We start from the raw sequence: 20,655 nt of genomic DNA, 5'->3' as shown, positions 1-20,655 counted from the left end.
TTTTATTGTTGCATTTAAATCCTTGCCGAAAACGCGACTTTTGGCCCTCACTCAAACAGCACATAAAGTGTATCAATTATTCTTGCACTAAATTTAGCGCCTCCCTACAATCCCCGCGATAGTGTATTGGCAACTGTTACAGTTTTGTGGCGATGAACGGCACAAATGGCCTTAAGCCAGCCCGGACAAAGGAAGTGGCGCAGCGTCTCCCGCGGCGTCTTGCCCGGCGGCTACAATTACCGGAATAAAAATAATGAGCCTGCAAAAACCTTGGGTTAATTTTCATCTGAATGCGCTGGGAGCAATGTTGCTCTCCGTCGTGCTCGTCGGATGCGATAATGGTGTTGCGCAAAACGCCGTGCCACAAGCTCCCGCCGTCAGTGCCGCTGACGTGGTAGTGAAATCCATTAGCCAATGGGATAGCTTTAACGGCCGGATTGAAGCGGTGGAAAGTGTTCAGCTCCGCCCGCGCGTCTCCGGCTACATTGATAAAGTGAATTACACCGACGGCCAGGAAGTGAAAAAGGGCGAGGTGCTGTTCACTATTGATGACAGAACCTATCGCGCCGCGCTGGAGCAGGCGCAGGCGACGTTGGCGAGAGCCAAAACACAGGCCAGCCTGGCGCAAAGTGAGGCTAACCGTACCGATAAATTAATCAATACCCACCTGGTATCCCGTGAAGAGTGGGAGCAGCGCCGTTCGGCCGCCGTCCAGGCTCAGGCCGACATTCGCGCAGCGCAGGCTGCAGTTGACGCCGCGCAACTTAATCTGGATTTCACCAAAGTGACCGCGCCTATTGATGGCCGCGCCAGCCGTGCGCTGATCACCAGCGGTAATCTGGTCACGGCAGGTGACAGCGCCAGCGTACTCACCACGCTGGTCTCACAGAAAACCGTTTACGTCTACTTTGACGTGGATGAATCGACCTACCTTCACTATCAAAATCTCGCCCGCAGCGGACAAGGGGCGTCCAGTAATCACCTGGCGCTACCCGTGGAAATTGGCCTTGTTGGCGAGGATGGCTACCCGCATCAGGGCAAAGTGGATTTTCTTGATAATCAGTTAACGCCGAGTACCGGCACGATCCGTATGCGCGCACTGTTAGATAACGCGCAGCGTCAGTTCACGCCGGGGCTATTTGCCCGCGTACGTCTGCCAGGCAGCGCTGAATTCAAAGCCACGCTTATCGACGACAAAGCGGTACTGACCGATCAGGATCGCAAATATGTTTATATCGTTGATAAAGAGGGTAAAGCACAGCGTCGCGATATTACTCCGGGGCGTCTCGCTGCCGGTTTACGCATCGTGCAGAAGGGGTTGAACCCTGGCGATAAAGTCATCGTCGATGGTTTACAAAAAGTGTTTATGCCGGGTATGCCGGTTAACGCGAAAACGGTAGCCATGAACGCCAGCCCCGCTCTCAACTGATCCCTTACCTGAGAATCCGACACATGGACTTTTCCCGCTTTTTTATCGACAGGCCGATTTTCGCCGCGGTGCTGTCGATTCTGATTTTTGTCACAGGATTAATCGCCATCCCGCTGTTGCCGGTCAGCGAATATCCTGACGTCGTACCGCCAAGCGTGCAGGTACGCGCGGAGTATCCAGGCGCCAACCCGAAAGTGATTGCAGAGACCGTGGCGACGCCGCTGGAAGAAGCGATCAACGGCGTTGAAAACATGATGTACATGAAATCTGTCGCAGGCTCTGATGGCGTACTGGTGACCACCGTTACTTTCCGTCCGGGTACCGATCCCGATCAGGCGCAGGTTCAGGTGCAAAACCGCGTATCACAGGCCGAGGCGCGTCTGCCGGAAGATGTGCGGCGTTTGGGCATTACCACCCAGAAACAATCGCCGACGCTCACGCTGGTGGTGCATCTGTTTTCGCCCAACGGTAAATACGATTCACTGTATATGCGTAACTACGCCACGCTAAAAGTGAAAGATGAACTGGCGCGTCTGCCGGGTGTCGGCCAGATTCAGATTTTCGGCTCGGGCGAATACGCGATGCGCATCTGGCTGGACCCCAATAAAGTGGCGGCGCGCGGGTTAACTGCCTCGGATGTAGTAACGGCGATGCAGGAGCAGAACGTACAGGTTTCCGCCGGGCAACTTGGCGCGGAGCCGCTGCCGAAAGAGAGCGATTTCCTGATCTCAATTAACGCCCAGGGTCGTCTGCACACGGAAGAAGAGTTTGGCAATATTGTTCTGAAAACGGCACAAGACGGCTCGGTAGTACGCCTGCGCGACGTGGCGCGTATTGAAATGGGTTCTGGCAGCTATGCGCTGCGTTCCCAGCTTAACAATAAAGACGCGGTCGGGATTGGTATCTTCCAGTCGCCGGGTGCGAACGCCATTGATTTGTCTAACGCGGTGCGTGCCAAAATGAACGAACTGGCCACGCGATTCCCGGAAGATATGAAATGGGCGGCACCTTACGATCCGACGGTGTTTGTACGCGATTCTATTCGCGCGGTAGTGCAAACGCTGCTGGAAGCGGTGGTGCTGGTTGTACTGGTGGTGATTCTGTTCCTGCAAACCTGGCGCGCGTCGATTATTCCGCTGATCGCGGTGCCGGTATCGATCGTGGGAACGTTCAGTATTCTCTACCTGCTTGGTTTTTCGCTTAATACCCTGAGTTTGTTCGGTCTGGTGTTAGCCATCGGTATTGTTGTGGATGACGCCATCGTGGTGGTGGAAAACGTCGAGCGAAATATCGAAGAGGGGCTTGCTCCCCTGCAGGCGGCGCATCAGGCGATGCGTGAAGTGTCCGGGCCGATTATCGCTATTGCGCTGGTACTGTGCGCAGTGTTTGTACCGATGGCGTTTCTCTCCGGCGTAACCGGTCAGTTCTATAAACAGTTTGCGGTGACGATCGCGATTTCGACGGTGATCTCTGCCATTAACTCGCTGACCCTCTCTCCGGCGCTGGCTGCGTTGCTGTTAAAGCCACACGGCGCACCGAAAGACTTCCCGACCAGGCTTATTGATCGACTGTTCGGTTGGCTTTTCCGTCCGTTTAACCGCTTTTTCCACCGTAGCTCGAACGGTTATCAGGGGCTGGTTGGCAAAACGCTCGGTCGACGTGGTGCGGTGTTTGTCGTTTATGTTCTGCTGCTCTGCGCCGCTGGCGTCATGTTTAAAGCCGTACCCGGTGGGTTTATTCCGACACAGGATAAGCTCTATTTGATTGGCGGCGTGAAGATGCCGGAAGGCTCTTCGCTGGCACGCACCGATGCGGTGATCCGCAAAATGAGCGAAATCGGTATGAATACTGAAGGTGTGGATTATGCGGTCGCTTTTCCAGGGCTTAATGCGCTGCAGTTCACTAACACGCCGAATACCGGGACGGTCTTTTTTGGCCTGAAACCGTTCGACCAGCGTAAACATACTGCGGCGGAAATTAACGCTGAGATCAACGCTAAAATCGCGCAAATTCAGCAAGGCTTTGGTTTTTCCATTTTGCCGCCGCCGATTTTAGGGCTGGGCCAGGGTTCTGGTTATTCGCTGTACATCCAGGATCGTGGCGGTCTTGGTTATGGCGCGCTGCAAAGTGCGGTGAATACCATGTCCGGTGCGATTATGCAGACGCCGGGGATGCATTTCCCCATTTCAACCTACCAGGCTAACGTTCCGCAGCTGGATGTGCAGGTTGATCGTGATAAGGCGAAAGCGCAGGGCGTGTCGCTGACCGATCTTTTCGGTACGCTGCAAACCTACCTGGGATCGTCTTATGTGAACGATTTCAACCAGTTCGGTCGTACCTGGCGCGTGATGGCGCAGGCCGACGGGCCGTTCCGCGACAGCGTGGAAGATATTGCTAATTTGCGCACCCGTAATAATCAGGGCGAAATGGTACCGATCGGCAGTATGGTGAATATCAGTACCACCTACGGGCCGGATCCGGTGATTCGCTACAATGGTTATCCGGCGGCGGATCTGATTGGCGATGCCGATCCGCGCATCCTCTCTTCTTCGCAGGCGATGACGCAACTGGACGGGATGTCTAAGCAGATACTGCCAAATGGGATGAATATTGAATGGACGGATCTGAGCTACCAGCAGGCCACGCAGGGCAATACGGCGCTGATCGTCTTCCCGGTCGCGGTTTTACTGGCTTTCCTCGTGCTGGCGGCGCTGTATGAAAGCTGGACGCTGCCGCTGGCGGTGATCCTTATCGTCCCGATGACGATGCTGTCCGCGCTGTTTGGCGTCTGGCTGACCGGTGGCGATAACAACGTGTTCGTGCAGGTTGGTTTGGTGGTACTCATGGGGTTGGCGTGTAAAAACGCGATTCTGATCGTGGAGTTTGCCCGCGAGCTGGAAATCCAGGGGAAAGGCATCATGGAAGCGGCGCTGGAGGCTTGCCGCCTGCGTTTACGCCCAATTGTTATGACCTCCATCGCCTTCATTGCCGGGACGATTCCGCTGATCCTCGGTCATGGTGCGGGTGCAGAAGTGCGCGGCGTCACCGGGATCACGGTGTTCTCCGGTATGCTGGGCGTGACGCTGTTTGGGCTGTTTTTAACACCGGTGTTTTACGTAACGCTGCGTAAATTCGTGGCGCGCGGTAAACCGGTAAATGACGTTTTGCCTGCATAAATTGTTGCAGATACAAAAAACCGCCTTCATTGTGAAGGCGGTTTTTTTTCGCAATAAGTAAATAATTAAGACGTTTTTTTATACTGGGCAATAAGCTCAGGCACCGGATCCCATCCGCTGGTATCGGCTTTTTTGACCTCTTCCAGCGCGCTTGCCACGGTATGGCGCGCTAATACCTGTAACGAAGCCTGCTCCGCTTCTTCGGCGATGGATTTGAAGTACCAACACGCGTTAGCGCTGACTACGCAGCGGGCCGGTACGTCAGGACGCGACGCCCACAGTTTTTTATCTTCGATGACGGAAAGGTAGATATCGCGCAGGGTGATCTCTTCCGCCGGGCGGCCGAGGTGAATTGACCCGTTGCGGCCAAGCGTTGAGACGATAATGCCGTCACGCGTGAGCGGAACCATTAATTTGCGGATAAAGCTCGGATTCGCTTCCAGGCCGTAGGCCAGAATCGCACTCGTCGAACGTTCACCCACTTGCTCCGCCATCGCTACGCTGAGAACCATCTGCAAAGCTGTCGGGAAGCGGTAATCTAACATTTTATAGTCCTGGGTTGCGGTGAATCTTGTTCTTTTTGGCACCGCAGAGGTGAATAAGCAATGAGCAACAATATAACAAATACGGGAATTTTTTTGAAGCAGTCAACGATTAAGCTGAGCTGTAAAAAAGAGTTTCCGGTGCGCGCCGGATGGGCGCACGTTATTCATCCGTGCACTCGTCATTGAACTGGTTCAAACCCTTCCCGGAGAAAAATTAAGTGACACAATAGAGTCAGGGTAGGGAATAGAAATACAGTTTAACTTTACAGTTTAGCTGTATATGTTTAAGGTGATTTCATGACTATCAAAAAATACACCGACAGCGATGCTGTCAATTCAGCCATTGCCGCAGAGCTGCGGCAGTTTTTCAGCATGCTAAAGCGACGCTTGCGTGACGAAGGGCATACCAGTGATCTGAGCCCCGGTCAGTCGTCGGCACTGCTGAGGCTGGAAAAAGAAGGCCCGATGACGATTTCTTCTCTGGCACAGGCGGAGGGAATTCGTCATCAGTCGATGAGAACGCTTGTTTCAGCCCTGCAGTCAAAGGGGCTGGTCAGAGGAACGGCGGATCCAGAGGATGGCCGCCAGATCATTATATCGTTAACGGATAAATGCCTCTCCCTTCTTCAGGAAGGGCGATCTGCACGCCAGGACTGGCTAAGCCGTGCAGTGGCACAACATCTGACGGGAGAAGAGCAGCGGCAGGTTCTGGCTGCTATCGGCTTGCTACAAAAGCTTGTGGAGAAATAACGGTTTTTAATATTACGAATTTTCCGGAGCAGATATGGCCCTGACTGAACTTGATCTCCTCCCGGCATTAATTGTTATTGATTTGCAGAAAGGCATTATTGGTGCACCTTACAATGCTTCAGTCTCCGCTGTTGTTGAGAACGGCGCAGCTCTGATAAAGGCTTTTCGTCAGCGTCATTTGCCTGTTGTGCTGGTCAGTGTCGCGGGGATACCTCCGGGAAGACGGGACGATCGCCGCAGTCTGCCCGATACGTTGCCGGAGGACTTCACCGACTTCATTACAGAGATTGCCCCACAACCGTCAGATATTATTGTGACCAAATACAGCTGGGGAGCCTTCTCCACAACTGAGCTGGAGTCCCGTCTGAAATCTCTCGGCGTGACCCAGGTCATCATCACCGGTGTGTCAACCGGTACAGGGGTGGAAGCAACGGCACGGCAGGCCTGGGATTGCGGTTTCAATGTGGTGTTGCCGCTTGACGCCATGACCGACAACCGACCGGAAGCGCATAACTGGAGTGTACAGAATATCTTTCCCCGGCTTGGCGAAACTGCACGGGCAGTCGATATCCTCACAGAACTGGAAAACAGGAAGAATAAATGAGCCTGTTACATTATTTATCCCTGTTCGGTGGGGGTATTTGTCTTATGAACGCCGTGCCCCATGTTATCAGTGGCGTTCTGGGCAGAGCGTTTCAGACACCTTTTGCCACACCTTCCGGCAAAGGGCTTTCATCATCCATGGTCAATGTCCTGTGGGGATTGGCCAATCTGATACTGGCCTGGGTGCTGCTTATCTATTCAGGCCGGGTTGATATAGCCCGCTGGTCGGACGCGATTGCTCTGTTTGTTGGTATGGCTGGTATTGCTCTTTTTTCCGCACATCATTTTGGTCAGTTTCATGGCGGAAATAATCCGCGCCAAAAATGAAACCTTTCAACAACGCTGTTTTCCGATCGTTGCGTAATTTTAACTACCGGCTTTGGGCTGCCGGGGCGTTTGTGTCTAATATCGGAACCTGGATGCAGCGCACCGCACAGGACTGGCTGGTTTTTGTCATTCTGACCCCGCATAACGGCTCAGTCCTGGGAACGGTTATGGCGCTGCAGTTTGCCCCGCATTTTATTTTCCTGCCATGGACTGGCATTGCTGCTGACAGGTTTAACCAGCGGAAATTACTGATGTTCACTCAGGGAGCGATGGGGGGACTGGGGATCATGCTTGGTCTGATGACGGTGGGAGGAATTATTCAGCTGTGGCATCTGTATGTGTTTGCCTTTCTTTTCGGCAGTATTACGGCGGTTGATGCTCCGGTTCGCCAGACATTTGTGTCAGAGCTTGTCGGCGAAAGCGATCTCTCCAATGCCGTCGCGCTGAACTCGATGTCTTTTAATGCCGGACGTTTTATCGGTCCGGCGGTTTCAGGCGTGCTTATCGCCTCTGCCGGAACCGGATGGTGCTTTCTGATCAATGGTTTCTCATTTCTGGGCATCCTGGCCTCCCTGTTTTTCCTGAGAAAAGCAGAGCTGAATCTGTCCGGCAGGGCATCCCGGCGCAGGGGAGCATTTACCGAAGGTCTTTCTTACGTCAGGGGGCGCCCGGATCTGATTGCGATCCTGTTGATGCTTTTTTTTATCGGAACATTTGGTCTGAATTTTCCGATATTCCTGTCTTCTATGGGGATAAGAATCTTCCATGCTGACGCTGCCAGCTATGGTTTTCTGTCATCCGTTATAGCCACAGGAACCCTGGCTGGAGCGTTACTGAATGCGGGTTATGACCGCATTAAATTCCGCCATCTGGTTGTCAGTGCCGGTGTGTTCGCATGTGGCTGTGCCGCCGCTGCATTGTCTCCGGATTACTGGTTTTTTGCGGCTTCACTTATCGTCACCGGCAGTGCAGCAATGTTTTTCACCAATGCCACGAACAGTCTGATGCAGCTTTCAACCACGCCGGTAATGCGTGGTCGGGTGATGGCGCTGAGGGTTGCTGTTGCCATGGGAACAACGCCAATTGGCGCGCCAGTGACGGGCTGGGTGGCTGATAATATCGGTCCCCGATGGGCTATGGGTATTGCCGCGTTATCCGGACTGGCCGCTGCAGTGGCAGGATTAATTGTATCGTCTCTCAACCGGAAACAGGATAAATATCAGGACGATATCTGAACCCAGGAAAACAGCACAACGAACGGTCGAACACATAATAATTTTCGATACTGGAGGGAGTGAATCAGCACATATAATCCAGACACCTCCCGGCACGAAACGGAAAAGCTGAAGAGCGGCAGGTCTGCTCCGAGCGAGAAGCAGACAGTCTGCCTTCTGAAAAGGTTCACAGTAATGGCATTCCTGACAAAATTGAGGTCGCGGGTATTTACATGCGATTTCTGCCTACCAGGCCAAATATTCCGTCACCTGCTGGCGCTGAGGTGGCCGTCTTCATGTCCCTACGTTGTTGATATAAGCCTGTAAGCCTGCTGCGAGAATATCAAACACCGTTTTACAGGCCTTACTGTGCCGCAAGTCCTCATGCATCACCAGCCAGGTGTCGAGATGAAATGCAAAGAAATCAGGCATCAATCTCTCTAACGGAACAGGGAAATCGGCCAGTTGAACCTGACACATCCCTATGCCTGAGCCTGCGCGGATTAGGTTCAATTGCGCTACATCACTGTCAGTGCGCACGGTAAAGCGTTCACGATTTAACTGAGGAAAGTGTTTCAGTGCCTGTAAAATAAAGGGCGTCGTTTTATCAAAGCCCACAAGCGTATGGGTGAACAACTCGTCAATACTTTCCGGTGCGGCGTGGCGTGCCAGATAGGACGGCGAGGCATGCAGACCAATTTCAATACTGCCCAACCGACGCGCAATCAGTTGTTCCTGCACCGGTGTGCTCATGCGTACCGCAATATCCGCTTCCCGGTTCAATAAATCCTGTAGTCGGTTAGACAGCACCAGTTCAATGGTAAGTTGCGGATAATCTTCTTTAATTTGTGCAATCAAAGGGGGCAGCACTTCGGTGCCGATAATTTCGCTCGCAGATACGCGAACCACGCCATGTAACCCGGCGGAGTGGGCACTGAAGCTGGCAGCCGAACGCTCAATCATACTGGCCGTGTTTTCCATCGCTTGCGCATGTCCCTGAATCGCTACCGCCGCATCCGTGGCCTGCAGGCCAGTCTGAGAACGTGTAAACAAAACCAAACCAAGGGCGGATTCCAGTGCCGCTACATGACGCCCCGCTGTGGGCTGGGTGATGGAAAGCATGCGTGCGGCTCCCGACAGGGAACCCTCTTTCATCACCGCCAGGAAGGTTCGATACCATTCCCATGGAATATTTAGCTTCATACAAAAATGCATACCTGCTGTCTGATGTCATGCAATTACATTTAGCTCGTACAGGCACTACGATGTCAACAGACAAGATATCCGGCAAAGGTAAGACAATGAACCGCAATAACAAGGTACTCATACTGGGCGCAACAGGCGGAATCGGTGGTGAAATCGCCCGTAAACTCATCCGCGAAAAATGGGACGTTCATGCATTGCGCCGCAACGCCCCGCAGAATGAAGAGCACGAGAGTATGACGTGGATAAAGGGTGATGCGCTGAATGCTGAGCAGGTCGCGACTGCCGCGTCAGAGTGTGATGTGATTGTTCATGCTGTTAATCCGCCAGGTTATCGAAACTGGGAACAACTGGTTTTGCCAATGTTACAGAACACCATCAATGCCGCAGAACGAAATGGTGCATTAATCGTTCTCCCGGGCACCGTTTACAACTATGGTCCGGACGCCTTTCCACTTTTACGGGAAGACTCTCCCCAAAATCCTGTCACCAGAAAAGGGGCAATACGAGTGCAAATGGAGAAGGCTTTGTTCGCTTACGCGCAGCGTGGCGGAAAGGCGCTGATTCTGCGGGCCGGTGACTTCTTTGGCCCTGACGCAGGCAACAACTGGTTCTCGCAGGGATTGATCAAACCGGGGCAATCCCCGCGGATAATTAAAAACCCAGGCAAAGCCGGGACAGGCCATCAGTGGGCCTACCTACCGGATGTTGCCGAAACGCTGGTTGCGCTATTGGCGCGTCGGGAGCAACTTGACCCTTTTGCCTGCTTTCATATGCGGGGACACTGGGATGCCGATGGTACGGCGATGGCTGGAGCCATACAGCGTGTCACACAGCTTGCGGGTGTTTACGCGAAGGTAAAATCATTTCCCTGGTGGCTCATCACGGCGATGGCACCTTTCAACACCACACTGCATGAAATGCTGGAGATGCGCTATTTATGGGAACAGGCAATACAGATGGACAATGCAAAACTGATCGCTTTCTTAGGCCACGAACCGCATACCCCGCTTATTGAGGCTGTGCGTACCACGTTAATCGGCCAGGGCTGCGTTAATCACGCGTTATCCACGCATTCGTGAGTGGATCTGAGTATCGTTTCTGGCACGAAGCGGCAAACCAAGGCATAGCCATGTCTGCTCCGGGCGAGGAGCAGACGTAACATCATCGGTGTAGCGAGGAATTAGCATCGTTCCATTGTATGTTTCGCGGCAAACCAGCCCCTCTACTTTTAGACAATGGATCCAACGTGCCATCAGTCAGGAATGTCAATTGGCTGATGCGGTTGGTCTGATGGTTATTTCTGTTGTATCAACGCTCTCAGGGGCCTCAATGACCTGCCGCACGGCACGGGCAATATCCGCAGGTTTAAGTGCCACAGCACGGTACTCATCCATCGCCGCCCTGGTTTCCGGATGGGTAATGGTTGAGGCAAGTTCACTTTCCACCACGCCGGGATTGACACAGGTCACACGAATATTTGGGCTTTCCTGACGTAAACCATCCGAAATCGCGCGTACCGCGAATTTCGAGGCACAATAGACGGCGGCGGTTGGTACGACTGAAAGGGCACCGATAGATCCAATATTGATTATCTGACCGAAGCCCTGCGCTTCCATCACGGGAAGAACAGCGCCAATGCCCCAGAGCACTCCTTTGATATTCACGTCGATGATGCGCTCCCATTCATCCTGTTTGCCTGCGGCAAGCGGAGAGAGCGGCATGATGCCTGCATTGTTGATCAGCACATCTACGCGGCCCCATTGATCAAGCGCGGCCTGCACGAAGCCCGTCATCGACTGGCGGCGGGTAACATCTAACTCACGCGCCTCAGCAATACCGCCCGCGCTGCGTATTTCTGCGGCAATGGCTTCGATGCGCTCCAGTCTGCGAGCCCCTAATAACACCTTCGCGCCTGCGTTTCCAAGCTCCCTGGCAATACCTTCTCCAATTCCACTGGATGCGCCGGTAATTAATATCACTTTATTCATAGCATGCTCCTTCAGTTGAGTTCGAAACGATCATAGAACGTAACGATTGGTTCCAGTATCCTGCTTTTACTGGACTCACTGGTTAGCAGTGTTAAACAATGAAAATTGATCTCAATCTTTTACCTGTTTTTATCGCGGTGGCAGAAGAGCGTAATTTCAGCGCAGCCGCCGCTCGTCTGGGCGTCACCCGATCGGCGATCAGTCAGGGAATAAGACGACTTGAGGATGCGTTCGGCACAATGCTGGTAATGCGTACGACGCGCTCAGTAACCCTGACGGAAGCGGGAGAACGGCTGCGTCAATCCCTGTCATCACCGTTATCCAGTATTGAAACGGCGTTTGAAGAGGTCGCGTCGGAGAATATGCCGCGAGGATGTCTTCGGATTGCAGTGACCTCAATAGCCGAAGCATTTCTTTCCGGCCCGCTGATCGCTTCGTTTGCGGCGGCCAATCCTGCCGTGACAGTTGATATTGTCGTGACGGATGAGGAGTTTGATATTGTGGCCGCGGGTTATGATGCTGGCGTAAGGCTTGGAGAGGTGATCGAAAAGGATATGATCGCCGTCGCGCTTACCGAAAAACAACGTGAAATGGCGGTTGCCTCACCCGCGTATCTCGCGACGAACAACGCACCCGCGCATCCGCGTGAATTGATCCATCATCGGTGTATCGGCTGGCGTCCTGCCAAAGATGTCGCCCCTTATCGCTGGGAATTTGAGGAGGCGGGAGAACCTTTCAGTCTGGCGATTGAACCGCAGATCACCACTAATGATCTACGCCTTATGTTGCGGCTCGCTTTGGCTGGTGGCGGCATTACGTTTGCCACGGAGGATACGTTCAGGCCGTTTGTTGAAACCGGGCAGCTTGTTTCACTGCTGGATGATTATCTTCCTTATTTTCCGGGCTTCTATCTCTACTTCCCTCAACGTCGCAATATGGCACCCAAACTCCGCGCCCTGATCGACCATGTCAGGCAATGGCGGCGGCAGCATATTTAATCGCCTGCGTTTGTTACGGTCCGCACGCTGATATTGACCCCTTTTTGTCATGCGCTATGTCTGTTTATGACACTCAGAATATAGCGGTTAGGGGTATTGATTCGCTTCGCTCACCCTTACTCGGCCCTTCAGGGCCAACGCAAGCGTTGTTCAAAATCGCTCCCGACGTTTTTGTGCGGGCAGATTCCTCGCGGGCTCGTCATCTGTCCAACTGGCTGCGCCAGTTGTCGAACCCCGATCGGGGCTTCTCATCCCCCTGGGGAGTGCGATATGCGAAAAAAAAGCCCGCATTTTCATGCGAACTCTTCTTTAAATGATGGCGGTGAGGGGGGGATTGATTCGCTTCGCTCACCCTTACTCGGCCCTTCAGGGCCAACGCAAGCGTTGTTCAAAATCGCTCCCGGCGTTTTTGTGCGGGCAGATTCCTCGCGGGCTCGTCATCTGTCCAACGGACTGCGCCAGTTGTCGAACCCCGGTCGGGGCGTCTCATCCCCCCTGCGGGGGTGCGATATGCGAAAAAAAAGCCCGCATTTTCATGCGAGCTCTTCTTTAAATGATGGCGGTGAGGGGGGGATTCGAACCCCCGATACGTTGCCGTATACACACTTTCCAGGCGTGCTCCTTCAGCCACTCGGACACCTCACCACATTGTATCGCTGCCAGCCAGTACTGGGGGCAACGGGGCGCTACTATAGGGAGTTGTACTGAAACGGTCAAGCAAGATTTTAAGCTTTCATGACTGTTCGCTTAAGGCGTGAGCAATACGAGGATTTGCTGCGAAATTCGCATGCTTACCGGTCAATAAAGCAAAGCGAACAGGTACTGCGGTTGTCTTGCATTACACGTGAGTAAACCTTGTTAATTCGCACTCAATTCTCAAAATTGTAAAACGCAATTTTTTCCGATGGACCGGCTCGATTTCACCCCGCACCCGGCGAAATTTTGTCGCTCGACGCCGGACAAACTAGCTTTGTTGACAGAAGCGGAGCCGGTTGCCAAACGGGTCGTGGACTTCCATGACGTCTCCCCAGTCTTGCTTAACGATTTCCGGGCGACCGTACCCATATTGTTTGCCGTGGAGTTCATCTCTGAGCAACGCAATATTATTCAGAGGAATAAATATCGTTGCGCCCGGGCTGGCGTCACCGTGATGTTCAGAAAGATGTAACTGCAACCCTTCTCTGGCAATGCCCATATACAGTGGTAAGCCGGGCTCGAACCGGTGTTCAAACTCAACGCTGAATGAGAGAAATTCAAGGTAGAACTCCTGTGCCTTTCGGACATCAAAAATTCGCAGGATGGGGATGGGTTTACTGAATTGGATCTGAGACTGTGGGATCTGCGGTGGCAACGTTGCTGCCGCTGTGTTCCAGTCTTTGAAGCCTAACTGGTGTGCAACCGTTTCGAGCGCGGTGGAATAAGAAAGCTTATGTTCACGCAACTCAAGAGAGGCTTTTAACTTTGCAGCCATTTGTTTGGCTTGCTCGATAGAAAACATATATTCTCCTGCTGTCAGGAAATGGTGGTGCTCGCATTACCACGTCCCGACCATCAAGAGTTTTAAAATTAATGAGGTTGAGAACAAACATGCTTTCACCTTTTCCTTTCAGGAAGTGAGTGGCGGGCAGCACGAGCCCTGAATGAGAATACCCAGGCTCGTGAAACGCCACAAGGTTTCAGGTTCGAATGAAGATGGGGCTACCAATTCAGGTAGTTAAGGTGAATGGATGACTGTATTCGCGACGTTCTGCTCATAATCATTCAATACAATTCACAATGCTCTGTTTTTATAGGCTAACCATTCTACCCAGACATTTTCTGCATTGAGATCGGGATAGCCCCGGCTTGCAAGCATGTCATGGGCAATGTCCGTTGGTAAGTTAATAGCGGTAGCATTATCCCGTATCGACTCAACCTCATGCCGGCTCAATTCGCGGCCGGTTTCTTTTTCCTGTGCTTCAAGCAATGCCACAAGAGAAGGGATGAATACAATTGTCATGGGTGGTCATACTCCGTGATTTGCTGAATTAATTATTCTTACATGTATTGCCTCTCAGAGCTCTTTCTTTATAAAAATTGTATGAATGTTATTGCAGCAAGAGTGAGAGGGGCTAACGTCCGCTTCGTGCTGTGAGTTCAACGGATATTGCAAGTATATCGATAGATTGATGATCAGGGGTAATACGTCTCTCATTTAAACGGGGTTTACAGGCGATTGTGTGATAGGGGAAATGGCATTGCGAATAGCGATATTTCAATAAATTATAATTTAAATGTTTTTTCTGACGGTCTATTATCTTTTATGTTTTCCATCGTTTATCGTTATAAACTCACACTCTCGTTGCCCATTCATTATTAAAAACTCTATAATGAAATTCATTGCTTGTTGATCCTTTGAAGAAATCCGCATCTTTCAACTCATTAATTTTCTTTAGTTTCAAAGATTCCACTAAACCAATTGAGGCCAGATTACGGGAATCAATCAATGCGTCGACATGAGATAAATTATATTTTTTAAATAAAAAATCTATTACCATACACACGCACTGTTTCGCCACTCCTCTTTTTTGATACCTCCCAAATACATGATAAGCAATATATGCCCAGCCTTTATCAACCATCAAGGTCGACTGGACATACCCAAGATACGTACCAGAGTTACGATGTATAATCACCCAGTTTAGCCAAATTTGACTCTTATCTGGCGAGTAACGCTGAGATATTCTCTCATAACGCGCTGTCAACTCATCCAGGTTTGCCGGTGGGTTGGTCGGTATGAACTTATAATCGTCAATAGAACATGATCCTGCATACATTTCGCTAGCATGAGATTTATCTAAGGGTTCCAGGATATATAAATCCGACATCAAAGGCTCAATTAATTTAGCACTCACCGTGAAACCCTCATAAAATATGACATGCAGAAATTACCTTTTAGCCACAATTCGCATTTCCACAAGTGCGTTTTCTGGAATGAATTCTGATACACCAATGGCGGACCATGCCGGGTATGGCGCTTTTATATATTCATCTTTTACGTTAGAAAAAACGTCTATATGTTTTTTAAGATCAATATGGAAAGTGGTCATCTCAAGTATATGTTCATAGCCCAAGCCGGCGGCGTTTAAATAAATACCCAGCTTATAAAACGCATCGTGAAATTGTTCTTCAGGATGCTTACTTATCGGTTTGTCCTTGCGTGCCGCGGTAACTCCTGAGAGATACACTGTGCCATCAGCTTCGATGACCGGGGAGAAGTGCCAGTCATCGAAATAATGCTGAAATTCTTCAGGAACTATCGATTTTTTCATAATTTTTCTCAAATTGATGACTTAATAAATGCCAGCATGTACCAAACCGTTATGCTCTGTGGCAATTCCGTCAGGATTATCATCCACCCGCCGACAAAACAGGAATTCAGATGTCATTTACATTGAATCTGTTTCGGCAAGGTATCTAGCCAACCCCGCCATCACTTCTGGGAAATCTGCGCTGATCCCCTCGCCGAAAGCCTTAGCCTGGGGGCCCTGGGTGCTGATCGCGTAAATCAAGATACTCTGCTCGGATCCAGATGCCTCAATACGATGTTCAACGTTGACCCGTGTTTCATCCACCCAGGTTTCATCAATGAAATGTTTTTCTTCAGAAACATCAGTAAGTTGACTACGGACAACATCGCCTTGAGGTAACTCCATTGTGAACCATGTTCCCCTATGAAATGGCCCCTCGATAGTGATTGACTTTACGCCAGGGTTCCATCGTTTCCAGTTATCGGTGTCGACGAAGGCCTGCCATATTGCTTTCGGTTTGCTTCTTACAGTCAGCGTAAAGGACTTACTCCAGACGTTGTCTTCATTCATAAAATTGCTCATCAGATAGAGTAAGTGGACATATTCAATGTGTACTTATAATGGCGTAACGCCAAAAATGCCAAACCCCATTTTTCGCTCAGGGAGAGTAAATCTCGCTCAGGCAGGCATCTAAAAACATACTCACTAGTCTGCAGGCCAGAGAAAGATAGTCTGAGATTTAATGCTTAATGGCTTTTTAAACGTTAATTTGAATGGATAAAGGAATAAGAAAGAAATGTCCGACTCTCACTGCGAGCGAACATCTTGTCTTCTGGCGCTACCCGCTTCGTGCCAGGAACGGATATTAGCACCCCGGAATTTTTAGCAAGAGGCATGGCCTGGAAGCAGCGCTAGAGCGCAAAAATCATCTTTGTTATTATGGGATTAACACTTACTCATCAAGGTATATGTCATGTCGTTTAAGGTACGTGAAGCTAAAGCAGAGGATTACGATGTCTGGTTAAGGCTCTGGAAAGGATATTTGAAATTTTCTGGCAGCACTCTGAGCGATGCCGTTACCTTATCGACCTGGCGTAGGGTGTTGTCTCCAGACTCTGATTTAATGTGCCGGCTTGCGGAAACCGAACAGAAAGTGGTGGGTTTTGCTATGTGCGTGCTGCATGAGGGAACATGGGTAACACAGCCTCATTGTTATCTTGAAGATCTTTTTGTTGATGAGCATATGCGCGGCCTTGGCGCGGGAAAAGCACTGATTGAGGCGATATGTGATGAAGCCCGGACGAAATCATGGTCGAAAGTCTATTGGGTTACCAGAGAATCCAATCCTGCCCGGGCACTGTACGATAAGCTTGCCGTGCTGGATGATTTTGTCCGATATACCGTCAAGTTGTAAATACAGCAATACCTAAAGCCAAATTACAGCTTCGCGTAAATAACCGTCCGATGATATTTTCATGGGCTGCCTTGTGCCAGAAGCGAAAGAAGCTAATCCCCTGGCACTTTGTTCAACACTATTATTCAACAGTATGTAGTGCAGCTTATTTATCTTCCTCATATAAAAATGGCACTAACGGAAAGATGTCACTCAGCTTCCTCATGTATATATCCATCCACACATACTCATTAAGAAAAGGATGCATGAAGATGTTGAGAGGTAAAAGAGCGGTTATTACCGGTGGCGGCGGGGGATTTGGCCGGGCGCTGTGCGTGTGGTTAGCGCGAGAGGGCGTCGAGGTAGATTTTTGCGCGCGGCGGGCTGACGATATTCAGAAAACCTGCAACATCATCACTGCTGAAGGCGGCATTGCAAAAGGGTATCTCTGTGATTTAACCCGGCCTGAGTCCCTTTCTCAGTTTTCTTCACAGCTATTAACTTCAAACAAGCCCGTCGACATTTTAATCCTCAATGCTGCTCAGTGGTTGTCAGGGACGTTAGACGATCAACCCGACACAGAAATTATCAATACCATCAGTTCAGGCCTGACAGGGGCGATTCTACTGACGCAGGCATTGCTGCCTGGATTAAGACGTTCAGACAGTGCTGATATCGTCTCCATTATATCTTCATGCGGGATCCCGAACTTTACGGATTCAATTGCCCATCCCGCTTTTTTTGCCAGCAAACATGGGCTTAGCGGCTTTACAACGAAACTGTCACAGCAACTGTCCGGAGAGAACATACGTGTTACCGGGTTGTACCCACCGGATTTCGAACTTACCGGATTAGATACGTTTGTCGATAATCATTCCAGAATGGGGGAACGTCTACTGAATGGGCGATCGGTCTGGGAAACGATTTGTTTTGTGCTGACTCAACCGCGTAGTTGCCATATAAGTAGTATCTACTTCCAGGGGCCAACTCGCGAAAATCTTAGTCGTAGGGTCTGAGTCAGGTGGCGCTAAACAGAACGGCCACTCAAGGCCGTTTATTTAAAGTAGATATACTTCAGTGATGGGGTGTGCGAGTTAAATTGGAACCTGTGTCGCACGCCATGCCCGCTACATGCAGGAAGAGAGTCATTGTGCCTATCGAGCAATATGAATTTATAAGGTTCAAATCACTTGTCCGTAGCCGCCATATAAAGTTAATGTAATCTAATGTAATTATCACTTGCGGCCCATAATTCTGATGCGTAGATCTACGGATTATGCTCTTAAAGAGCAACGGCTTTTCCGCGATAAGCGTTTTATTTTTCTGGGAGAATCCATACATGGTGTCGCGGAATATACTCAATTAAGAAAGAATATCGCAGAACGCTATTTTAAAAATTCGGCTGTGTTGATATTTGAAGCGGATAGTAAAGGGATGTTATTTTCGCATCAACATAATGAAACTGCCATTTGCAGACTTAAAAACTTTCCCAGGATATTACGTACGCAAGAAACATTAAATTTATTGGCATGGGCTATATCCCGGCAAATTCCTTGTCTTGGAATTGACTGTATTCCTCGTCGAGCTGTAACTGAATTCACCCCGGAATGGCAACCCATTCAACAACAAGAAATTGATGAATATTTCAAGGCCAGAGCGGGAATAAACTTTTTTGCATGGCGTGACATCAGGATGGCTGAAAATTTGATCAACTTAACCTCAACGTATCCAGCGCACCGGATGTTAATAATGCTTCACAATCTCCATATAAAACGACGAGGTAGCCTTGAGAAGGCGGAACTACAGTTGAAATCCGTACGAGAGTATTTTGAGGACGCATTTCCCGTGCAAAGTCATTCTATTGCTCAGTTTGCCCAACGCGGTAGTGCTTTACACAATGATTTAACGTTATTTAGTTTTCAGATTACCGATCCTCTCTCCGTGGAACTTTTATCCGGTGCGGCTGCATACAATTTGCTTACAGCGGAACAAATATCTGATGTCAGCACTGCATGGCATCATGCTTTCGAACGTGAAACAATCCCACCCCAAAATCAGTATGAGGGATGTTTTATCTTCAAAGAGGTGCATCCCCCGATAATTATTTCATTATAGAATTCAGAATATTATGCATAACCTCGCTTAGCCAGCACAGCATTTCAGGCTTTAGCGAGCGGCTTCATGCGAAAACTGATGCCCATACGATTGATGGCATTCATGGTGGCAATAACAAGGGTAAGTTCAACCAGATCTTTTTCACCAAATACAGAAAGTGCTGCAGAATATGCTTCATCGCAAGCGTGTGTTTCACTGATATGAGTAATTTCTTCTGCCCATGAGAGCGCAGCTTGATCTATATCCGAGAATAGATAGGTCGCTTCACGCCAAACCGGCACCAATACTACCGTTTTCAACGGAAATGTCAGCCTTGATAAGGTCGAGAGTATATCGATACAGTGCGCACAACCTTTAATTTTTGAAACTCTTAAAAAAATTAAGTGAATAAGATTAGCTGGCAAATCTGTCCCGGTAGTGGCGTAATGATGGAGCACTTTCATAGCCTTTCCACTTTCGGCAGAAACTTGAAACCAATTTGGACGCTTCATATCTATCTCTCCTTTTTTAGATGTTCGAGTAAACTTATGTTTGTTATTTCGATGCTATAAAGAGCCGCTACGACGAATTTGAAGCAGTACGTCTGCTCAGGCGTTGTGATATTAGCCATTCAGGTCATAAATAAAAGCGATAAATACTGAGTAAGAAGGTAGGACATTAATAGAGGGAATCTCTTCCCGTTAAACAGAGAAAAGAATTCATCGAAGGCGATTCCTGGGGGATGATAAACGCACGGTTAATTTCCGCTTTTCGCTCAGATCAACCTGTCAGATACTTTGCTTTGTATTATCGGCTTTGCATCAACCGTTCACCCCGTGTTCTGCAGAAGATGGATTCTGCCCCGCACTGAGAAAAAAAGCAGCCTGTCCCGTTACCGGGATGCTGGCCGGGACCAGCCTGGCCAGTACATCAGCAGGGTATGGAACAGCATTGTTGACTCAGCGAGTCGGGTGGATTTCAATAACGAACGGTGTGCATTAATCATCTTTTACTGTACCAGGGGAGGTAAAGTCTCAGCGTTCCCCCCCAGAATATGCCGTCAACAAGCCCCGTCACACCGCCAAACAACATACAAAAGCTTGTAGTTGACCTTAATCCAGGCTGCAGATAAAGAGCCGAGGTCAGGGTAAACTTCATACTAAAAGCAATGACGATCAATCCCAGAGTCAGCGGTGTCCCGGCTCTGATAATCATGCCTGGATTGTCTGTATTTCTCAGCGGTGGCAGTGAGCGCCATAATCGGTATCCGAGTGCGGTGCCTGCGAACAGTCCGGCTGCCATCATTGTAAGACTTACTCCAGCCAGTTCTGTCTCGGTGATCACGCCATATGTTCCCCAGACAAGAAAAAGTACCGGCAGTAAAAACAACCGCCCGATTGCCATCTCCCGGTCATAAAGCGCAGCAAAACCACGGCGTAGTAAAAAGGCCAGCATTATCCATACCCATACGGGTGTTTCTCTTAAAAAGTGTGCCATATCCATCATTTGTCCCGGTTACGAAAATTACTCTTTTTCTTCAGCACCGGTGAACCGTCACACCATAACCTTTTCAGCGACACTCATCACTGTTACCGTCCACTGCAATGCCTGCGATGAGACTTACATATCAGGCTGGCACCGT

General features: G+C 50.0%; 21 protein-coding genes and 1 tRNA gene. 11 read left to right on the top strand and 11 right to left on the bottom strand.

Annotation, left to right across the window (positions count from 1 at the left end; genetic code table 11):
• The first annotated feature begins 253 nt into the window (after positions 1–253).
• On the top strand, positions 254–1,429 hold the full coding sequence (locus ACFX4O_RS00725) for an efflux RND transporter periplasmic adaptor subunit (RefSeq protein WP_380206588.1): 1,176 nt from the start codon (positions 254–256) through the stop codon (positions 1,427–1,429).
• 23 nt (positions 1,430–1,452) lie between these two features.
• Entirely contained in the window at positions 1,453–4,605 is a 3,153-nt protein-coding gene (oqxB, locus tag ACFX4O_RS00720) for a multidrug efflux RND transporter permease subunit OqxB (RefSeq protein WP_131413303.1), read from the top strand.
• A 65-nt stretch (positions 4,606–4,670) separates the two neighbouring features.
• On the opposite strand, the gene ACFX4O_RS00715 is transcribed toward oqxB, so the two are convergent.
• Positions 4,671–5,150 (bottom strand): Rrf2 family transcriptional regulator, encoded by a 480-nt coding sequence (locus ACFX4O_RS00715; RefSeq protein WP_020457333.1) that lies wholly within the window; start codon positions 5,148–5,150, stop codon positions 4,671–4,673.
• Positions 5,151–5,447: 297 nt separating this feature from the next.
• On the opposite strand from ACFX4O_RS00715, the gene ACFX4O_RS00710 reads away from it, so the two are divergent.
• From ACFX4O_RS00710 to ACFX4O_RS00695, 4 genes are read left to right on the top strand one after another with little or no spacing between them, the layout of a single operon-like run.
• Positions 5,448–5,900, top strand: coding sequence for a MarR family winged helix-turn-helix transcriptional regulator (locus ACFX4O_RS00710; RefSeq protein ID WP_380206585.1), 453 nt, complete (start codon positions 5,448–5,450; stop codon positions 5,898–5,900).
• Between the two features lie 34 nt (positions 5,901–5,934).
• Positions 5,935–6,504, top strand: coding sequence for an isochorismatase family protein (locus tag ACFX4O_RS00705; RefSeq protein WP_380206583.1), 570 nt, complete (start codon positions 5,935–5,937; stop codon positions 6,502–6,504).
• On the top strand, positions 6,501–6,830 hold the full coding sequence (locus tag ACFX4O_RS00700) for a hypothetical protein (RefSeq protein ID WP_131413309.1): 330 nt from the start codon (positions 6,501–6,503) through the stop codon (positions 6,828–6,830). Before ACFX4O_RS00705 ends, ACFX4O_RS00700 begins: the two co-directional genes overlap by 4 nt.
• On the top strand, positions 6,827–8,065 hold the full coding sequence (locus tag ACFX4O_RS00695; protein WP_380206580.1) for an MFS transporter: 1,239 nt from the start codon (positions 6,827–6,829) through the stop codon (positions 8,063–8,065). Before ACFX4O_RS00700 ends, ACFX4O_RS00695 begins: the two co-directional genes overlap by 4 nt.
• A 273-nt stretch (positions 8,066–8,338) precedes the next feature.
• On the opposite strand, the gene ACFX4O_RS00690 is transcribed toward ACFX4O_RS00695, so the two are convergent.
• Positions 8,339–9,247, bottom strand: a complete 909-nt coding sequence (locus ACFX4O_RS00690; protein ID WP_131413312.1) for a LysR family transcriptional regulator — start codon at positions 9,245–9,247, stop codon at positions 8,339–8,341.
• Positions 9,248–9,345: 98 nt separating this feature from the next.
• On the opposite strand from ACFX4O_RS00690, the gene ACFX4O_RS00685 reads away from it, so the two are divergent.
• Positions 9,346–10,329: an NAD-dependent epimerase/dehydratase family protein gene (locus ACFX4O_RS00685; protein ID WP_380207617.1), complete on the top strand. Its 984-nt coding sequence runs from the start codon at positions 9,346–9,348 to the stop codon at positions 10,327–10,329.
• Between the two features lie 186 nt (positions 10,330–10,515).
• Here the strand turns inward: ACFX4O_RS00685 and ACFX4O_RS00680 are convergent, their stop codons facing one another.
• Positions 10,516–11,238 carry an SDR family oxidoreductase gene (locus tag ACFX4O_RS00680; protein ID WP_131413316.1) on the bottom strand — a complete coding sequence of 241 codons (723 nt, stop codon included), beginning with the start codon at positions 11,236–11,238 and terminating at the stop codon, positions 10,516–10,518.
• 98 nt (positions 11,239–11,336) lie between these two features.
• On the opposite strand from ACFX4O_RS00680, the gene ACFX4O_RS00675 reads away from it, so the two are divergent.
• The gene (locus tag ACFX4O_RS00675; RefSeq protein WP_380206577.1) at positions 11,337–12,236 is read left to right on the top strand and encodes a LysR family transcriptional regulator; all 900 of its coding nucleotides are present in this window, start codon (positions 11,337–11,339) and stop codon (positions 12,234–12,236) included.
• A gap of 557 nt (positions 12,237–12,793) precedes the next feature.
• Here the strand turns inward: ACFX4O_RS00675 and ACFX4O_RS00670 are convergent.
• From ACFX4O_RS00670 to ACFX4O_RS00645, 6 genes are all read right to left on the bottom strand, one after another.
• A tRNA-Ser gene (locus tag ACFX4O_RS00670) sits at positions 12,794–12,881 on the bottom strand.
• Positions 12,882–13,200: 319 nt separating this feature from the next.
• Entirely contained in the window at positions 13,201–13,734 is a 534-nt protein-coding gene (locus tag ACFX4O_RS00665; RefSeq protein ID WP_380206575.1) for a glyoxalase superfamily protein, read from the bottom strand.
• A gap of 273 nt (positions 13,735–14,007) precedes the next feature.
• Positions 14,008–14,235, bottom strand: coding sequence for a hypothetical protein (locus ACFX4O_RS00660; protein WP_380206573.1), 228 nt, complete (start codon positions 14,233–14,235; stop codon positions 14,008–14,010).
• Positions 14,236–14,566: 331 nt separating this feature from the next.
• On the bottom strand, positions 14,567–15,130 hold the full coding sequence (locus ACFX4O_RS00655) for a GNAT family N-acetyltransferase (RefSeq protein ID WP_380206571.1): 564 nt from the start codon (positions 15,128–15,130) through the stop codon (positions 14,567–14,569).
• 33 nt (positions 15,131–15,163) lie between these two features.
• The gene (locus ACFX4O_RS00650; RefSeq protein WP_380206569.1) at positions 15,164–15,547 is read right to left on the bottom strand and encodes a Rid family hydrolase; all 384 of its coding nucleotides are present in this window, start codon (positions 15,545–15,547) and stop codon (positions 15,164–15,166) included.
• A 117-nt stretch (positions 15,548–15,664) separates the two neighbouring features.
• Positions 15,665–16,096, bottom strand: coding sequence for an SRPBCC family protein (locus tag ACFX4O_RS00645; protein ID WP_380206567.1), 432 nt, complete (start codon positions 16,094–16,096; stop codon positions 15,665–15,667).
• Between the two features lie 403 nt (positions 16,097–16,499).
• Between ACFX4O_RS00645 and ACFX4O_RS00640 the strand changes: the two genes are divergently transcribed.
• From ACFX4O_RS00640 to ACFX4O_RS00630, 3 genes are all read left to right on the top strand, one after another.
• Positions 16,500–16,940: a GNAT family N-acetyltransferase gene (locus ACFX4O_RS00640; RefSeq protein WP_380206565.1), complete on the top strand. Its 441-nt coding sequence runs from the start codon at positions 16,500–16,502 to the stop codon at positions 16,938–16,940.
• Between the two features lie 251 nt (positions 16,941–17,191).
• Positions 17,192–17,935, top strand: a complete 744-nt coding sequence (locus ACFX4O_RS00635) for an SDR family oxidoreductase (protein ID WP_380206563.1) — start codon at positions 17,192–17,194, stop codon at positions 17,933–17,935.
• A 241-nt stretch (positions 17,936–18,176) separates the two neighbouring features.
• Positions 18,177–19,034, top strand: a complete 858-nt coding sequence (locus ACFX4O_RS00630) for a hypothetical protein (RefSeq protein ID WP_380206561.1) — start codon at positions 18,177–18,179, stop codon at positions 19,032–19,034.
• 44 nt (positions 19,035–19,078) lie between these two features.
• Here the strand turns inward: ACFX4O_RS00630 and ACFX4O_RS00625 are convergent, their stop codons facing one another.
• Both ACFX4O_RS00625 and ACFX4O_RS00620 read right to left on the bottom strand, forming a co-directional pair.
• Entirely contained in the window at positions 19,079–19,525 is a 447-nt protein-coding gene (locus ACFX4O_RS00625; RefSeq protein ID WP_380206559.1) for a carboxymuconolactone decarboxylase family protein, read from the bottom strand.
• A 490-nt stretch (positions 19,526–20,015) separates the two neighbouring features.
• Complete coding sequence (locus ACFX4O_RS00620) at positions 20,016–20,519, bottom strand: DUF6622 family protein (protein WP_328590681.1); 504 nt, start codon at positions 20,517–20,519, stop codon at positions 20,016–20,018.
• Positions 20,520–20,655: the final 136 nt, after the last annotated feature.

It is taken from the genome of Kosakonia sp. YIM B13571 (assembly GCF_042788095.1).
In the GTDB taxonomy this organism is placed as follows: domain Bacteria; phylum Pseudomonadota; class Gammaproteobacteria; order Enterobacterales; family Enterobacteriaceae; genus Kosakonia; species Kosakonia quasisacchari.
This window is presented reverse-complemented; position numbering and strand designations above follow the sequence as displayed.

Excerpts from the sequence above, each read along its gene's own strand:
- ACFX4O_RS00725 (WP_380206588.1), top strand. The coding sequence starts at position 254 with ATGAGCCTGCAAAAACCTTGGGTTAATTTTCATCTGAATGCGCTGGGA.
- oqxB (WP_131413303.1), top strand. The coding sequence starts at position 1,453 with ATGGACTTTTCCCGCTTTTTTATCGACAGGCCGATTTTCGCCGCGGTG.
- ACFX4O_RS00715 (WP_020457333.1), bottom strand. The coding sequence starts at position 5,150 with ATGTTAGATTACCGCTTCCCGACAGCTTTGCAGATGGTTCTCAGCGTA.
- ACFX4O_RS00710 (WP_380206585.1), top strand. The coding sequence starts at position 5,448 with ATGACTATCAAAAAATACACCGACAGCGATGCTGTCAATTCAGCCATT.
- ACFX4O_RS00705 (WP_380206583.1), top strand. The coding sequence starts at position 5,935 with ATGGCCCTGACTGAACTTGATCTCCTCCCGGCATTAATTGTTATTGAT.
- ACFX4O_RS00700 (WP_131413309.1), top strand. The coding sequence starts at position 6,501 with ATGAGCCTGTTACATTATTTATCCCTGTTCGGTGGGGGTATTTGTCTT.
- ACFX4O_RS00695 (WP_380206580.1), top strand. The coding sequence starts at position 6,827 with ATGAAACCTTTCAACAACGCTGTTTTCCGATCGTTGCGTAATTTTAAC.
- ACFX4O_RS00690 (WP_131413312.1), bottom strand. The coding sequence starts at position 9,247 with ATGAAGCTAAATATTCCATGGGAATGGTATCGAACCTTCCTGGCGGTG.
- ACFX4O_RS00685 (WP_380207617.1), top strand. The coding sequence starts at position 9,346 with ATGAACCGCAATAACAAGGTACTCATACTGGGCGCAACAGGCGGAATC.
- ACFX4O_RS00680 (WP_131413316.1), bottom strand. The coding sequence starts at position 11,238 with ATGAATAAAGTGATATTAATTACCGGCGCATCCAGTGGAATTGGAGAA.
- ACFX4O_RS00675 (WP_380206577.1), top strand. The coding sequence starts at position 11,337 with ATGAAAATTGATCTCAATCTTTTACCTGTTTTTATCGCGGTGGCAGAA.
- ACFX4O_RS00665 (WP_380206575.1), bottom strand. The coding sequence starts at position 13,734 with ATGTTTTCTATCGAGCAAGCCAAACAAATGGCTGCAAAGTTAAAAGCC.
- ACFX4O_RS00660 (WP_380206573.1), bottom strand. The coding sequence starts at position 14,235 with ATGACAATTGTATTCATCCCTTCTCTTGTGGCATTGCTTGAAGCACAG.
- ACFX4O_RS00650 (WP_380206569.1), bottom strand. The coding sequence starts at position 15,547 with ATGAAAAAATCGATAGTTCCTGAAGAATTTCAGCATTATTTCGATGAC.
- ACFX4O_RS00645 (WP_380206567.1), bottom strand. The coding sequence starts at position 16,096 with ATGAATGAAGACAACGTCTGGAGTAAGTCCTTTACGCTGACTGTAAGA.
- ACFX4O_RS00640 (WP_380206565.1), top strand. The coding sequence starts at position 16,500 with ATGTCGTTTAAGGTACGTGAAGCTAAAGCAGAGGATTACGATGTCTGG.
- ACFX4O_RS00635 (WP_380206563.1), top strand. The coding sequence starts at position 17,192 with ATGTTGAGAGGTAAAAGAGCGGTTATTACCGGTGGCGGCGGGGGATTT.
- ACFX4O_RS00630 (WP_380206561.1), top strand. The coding sequence starts at position 18,177 with ATGCGTAGATCTACGGATTATGCTCTTAAAGAGCAACGGCTTTTCCGC.
- ACFX4O_RS00625 (WP_380206559.1), bottom strand. The coding sequence starts at position 19,525 with ATGAAGCGTCCAAATTGGTTTCAAGTTTCTGCCGAAAGTGGAAAGGCT.
- ACFX4O_RS00620 (WP_328590681.1), bottom strand. The coding sequence starts at position 20,519 with ATGATGGATATGGCACACTTTTTAAGAGAAACACCCGTATGGGTATGG.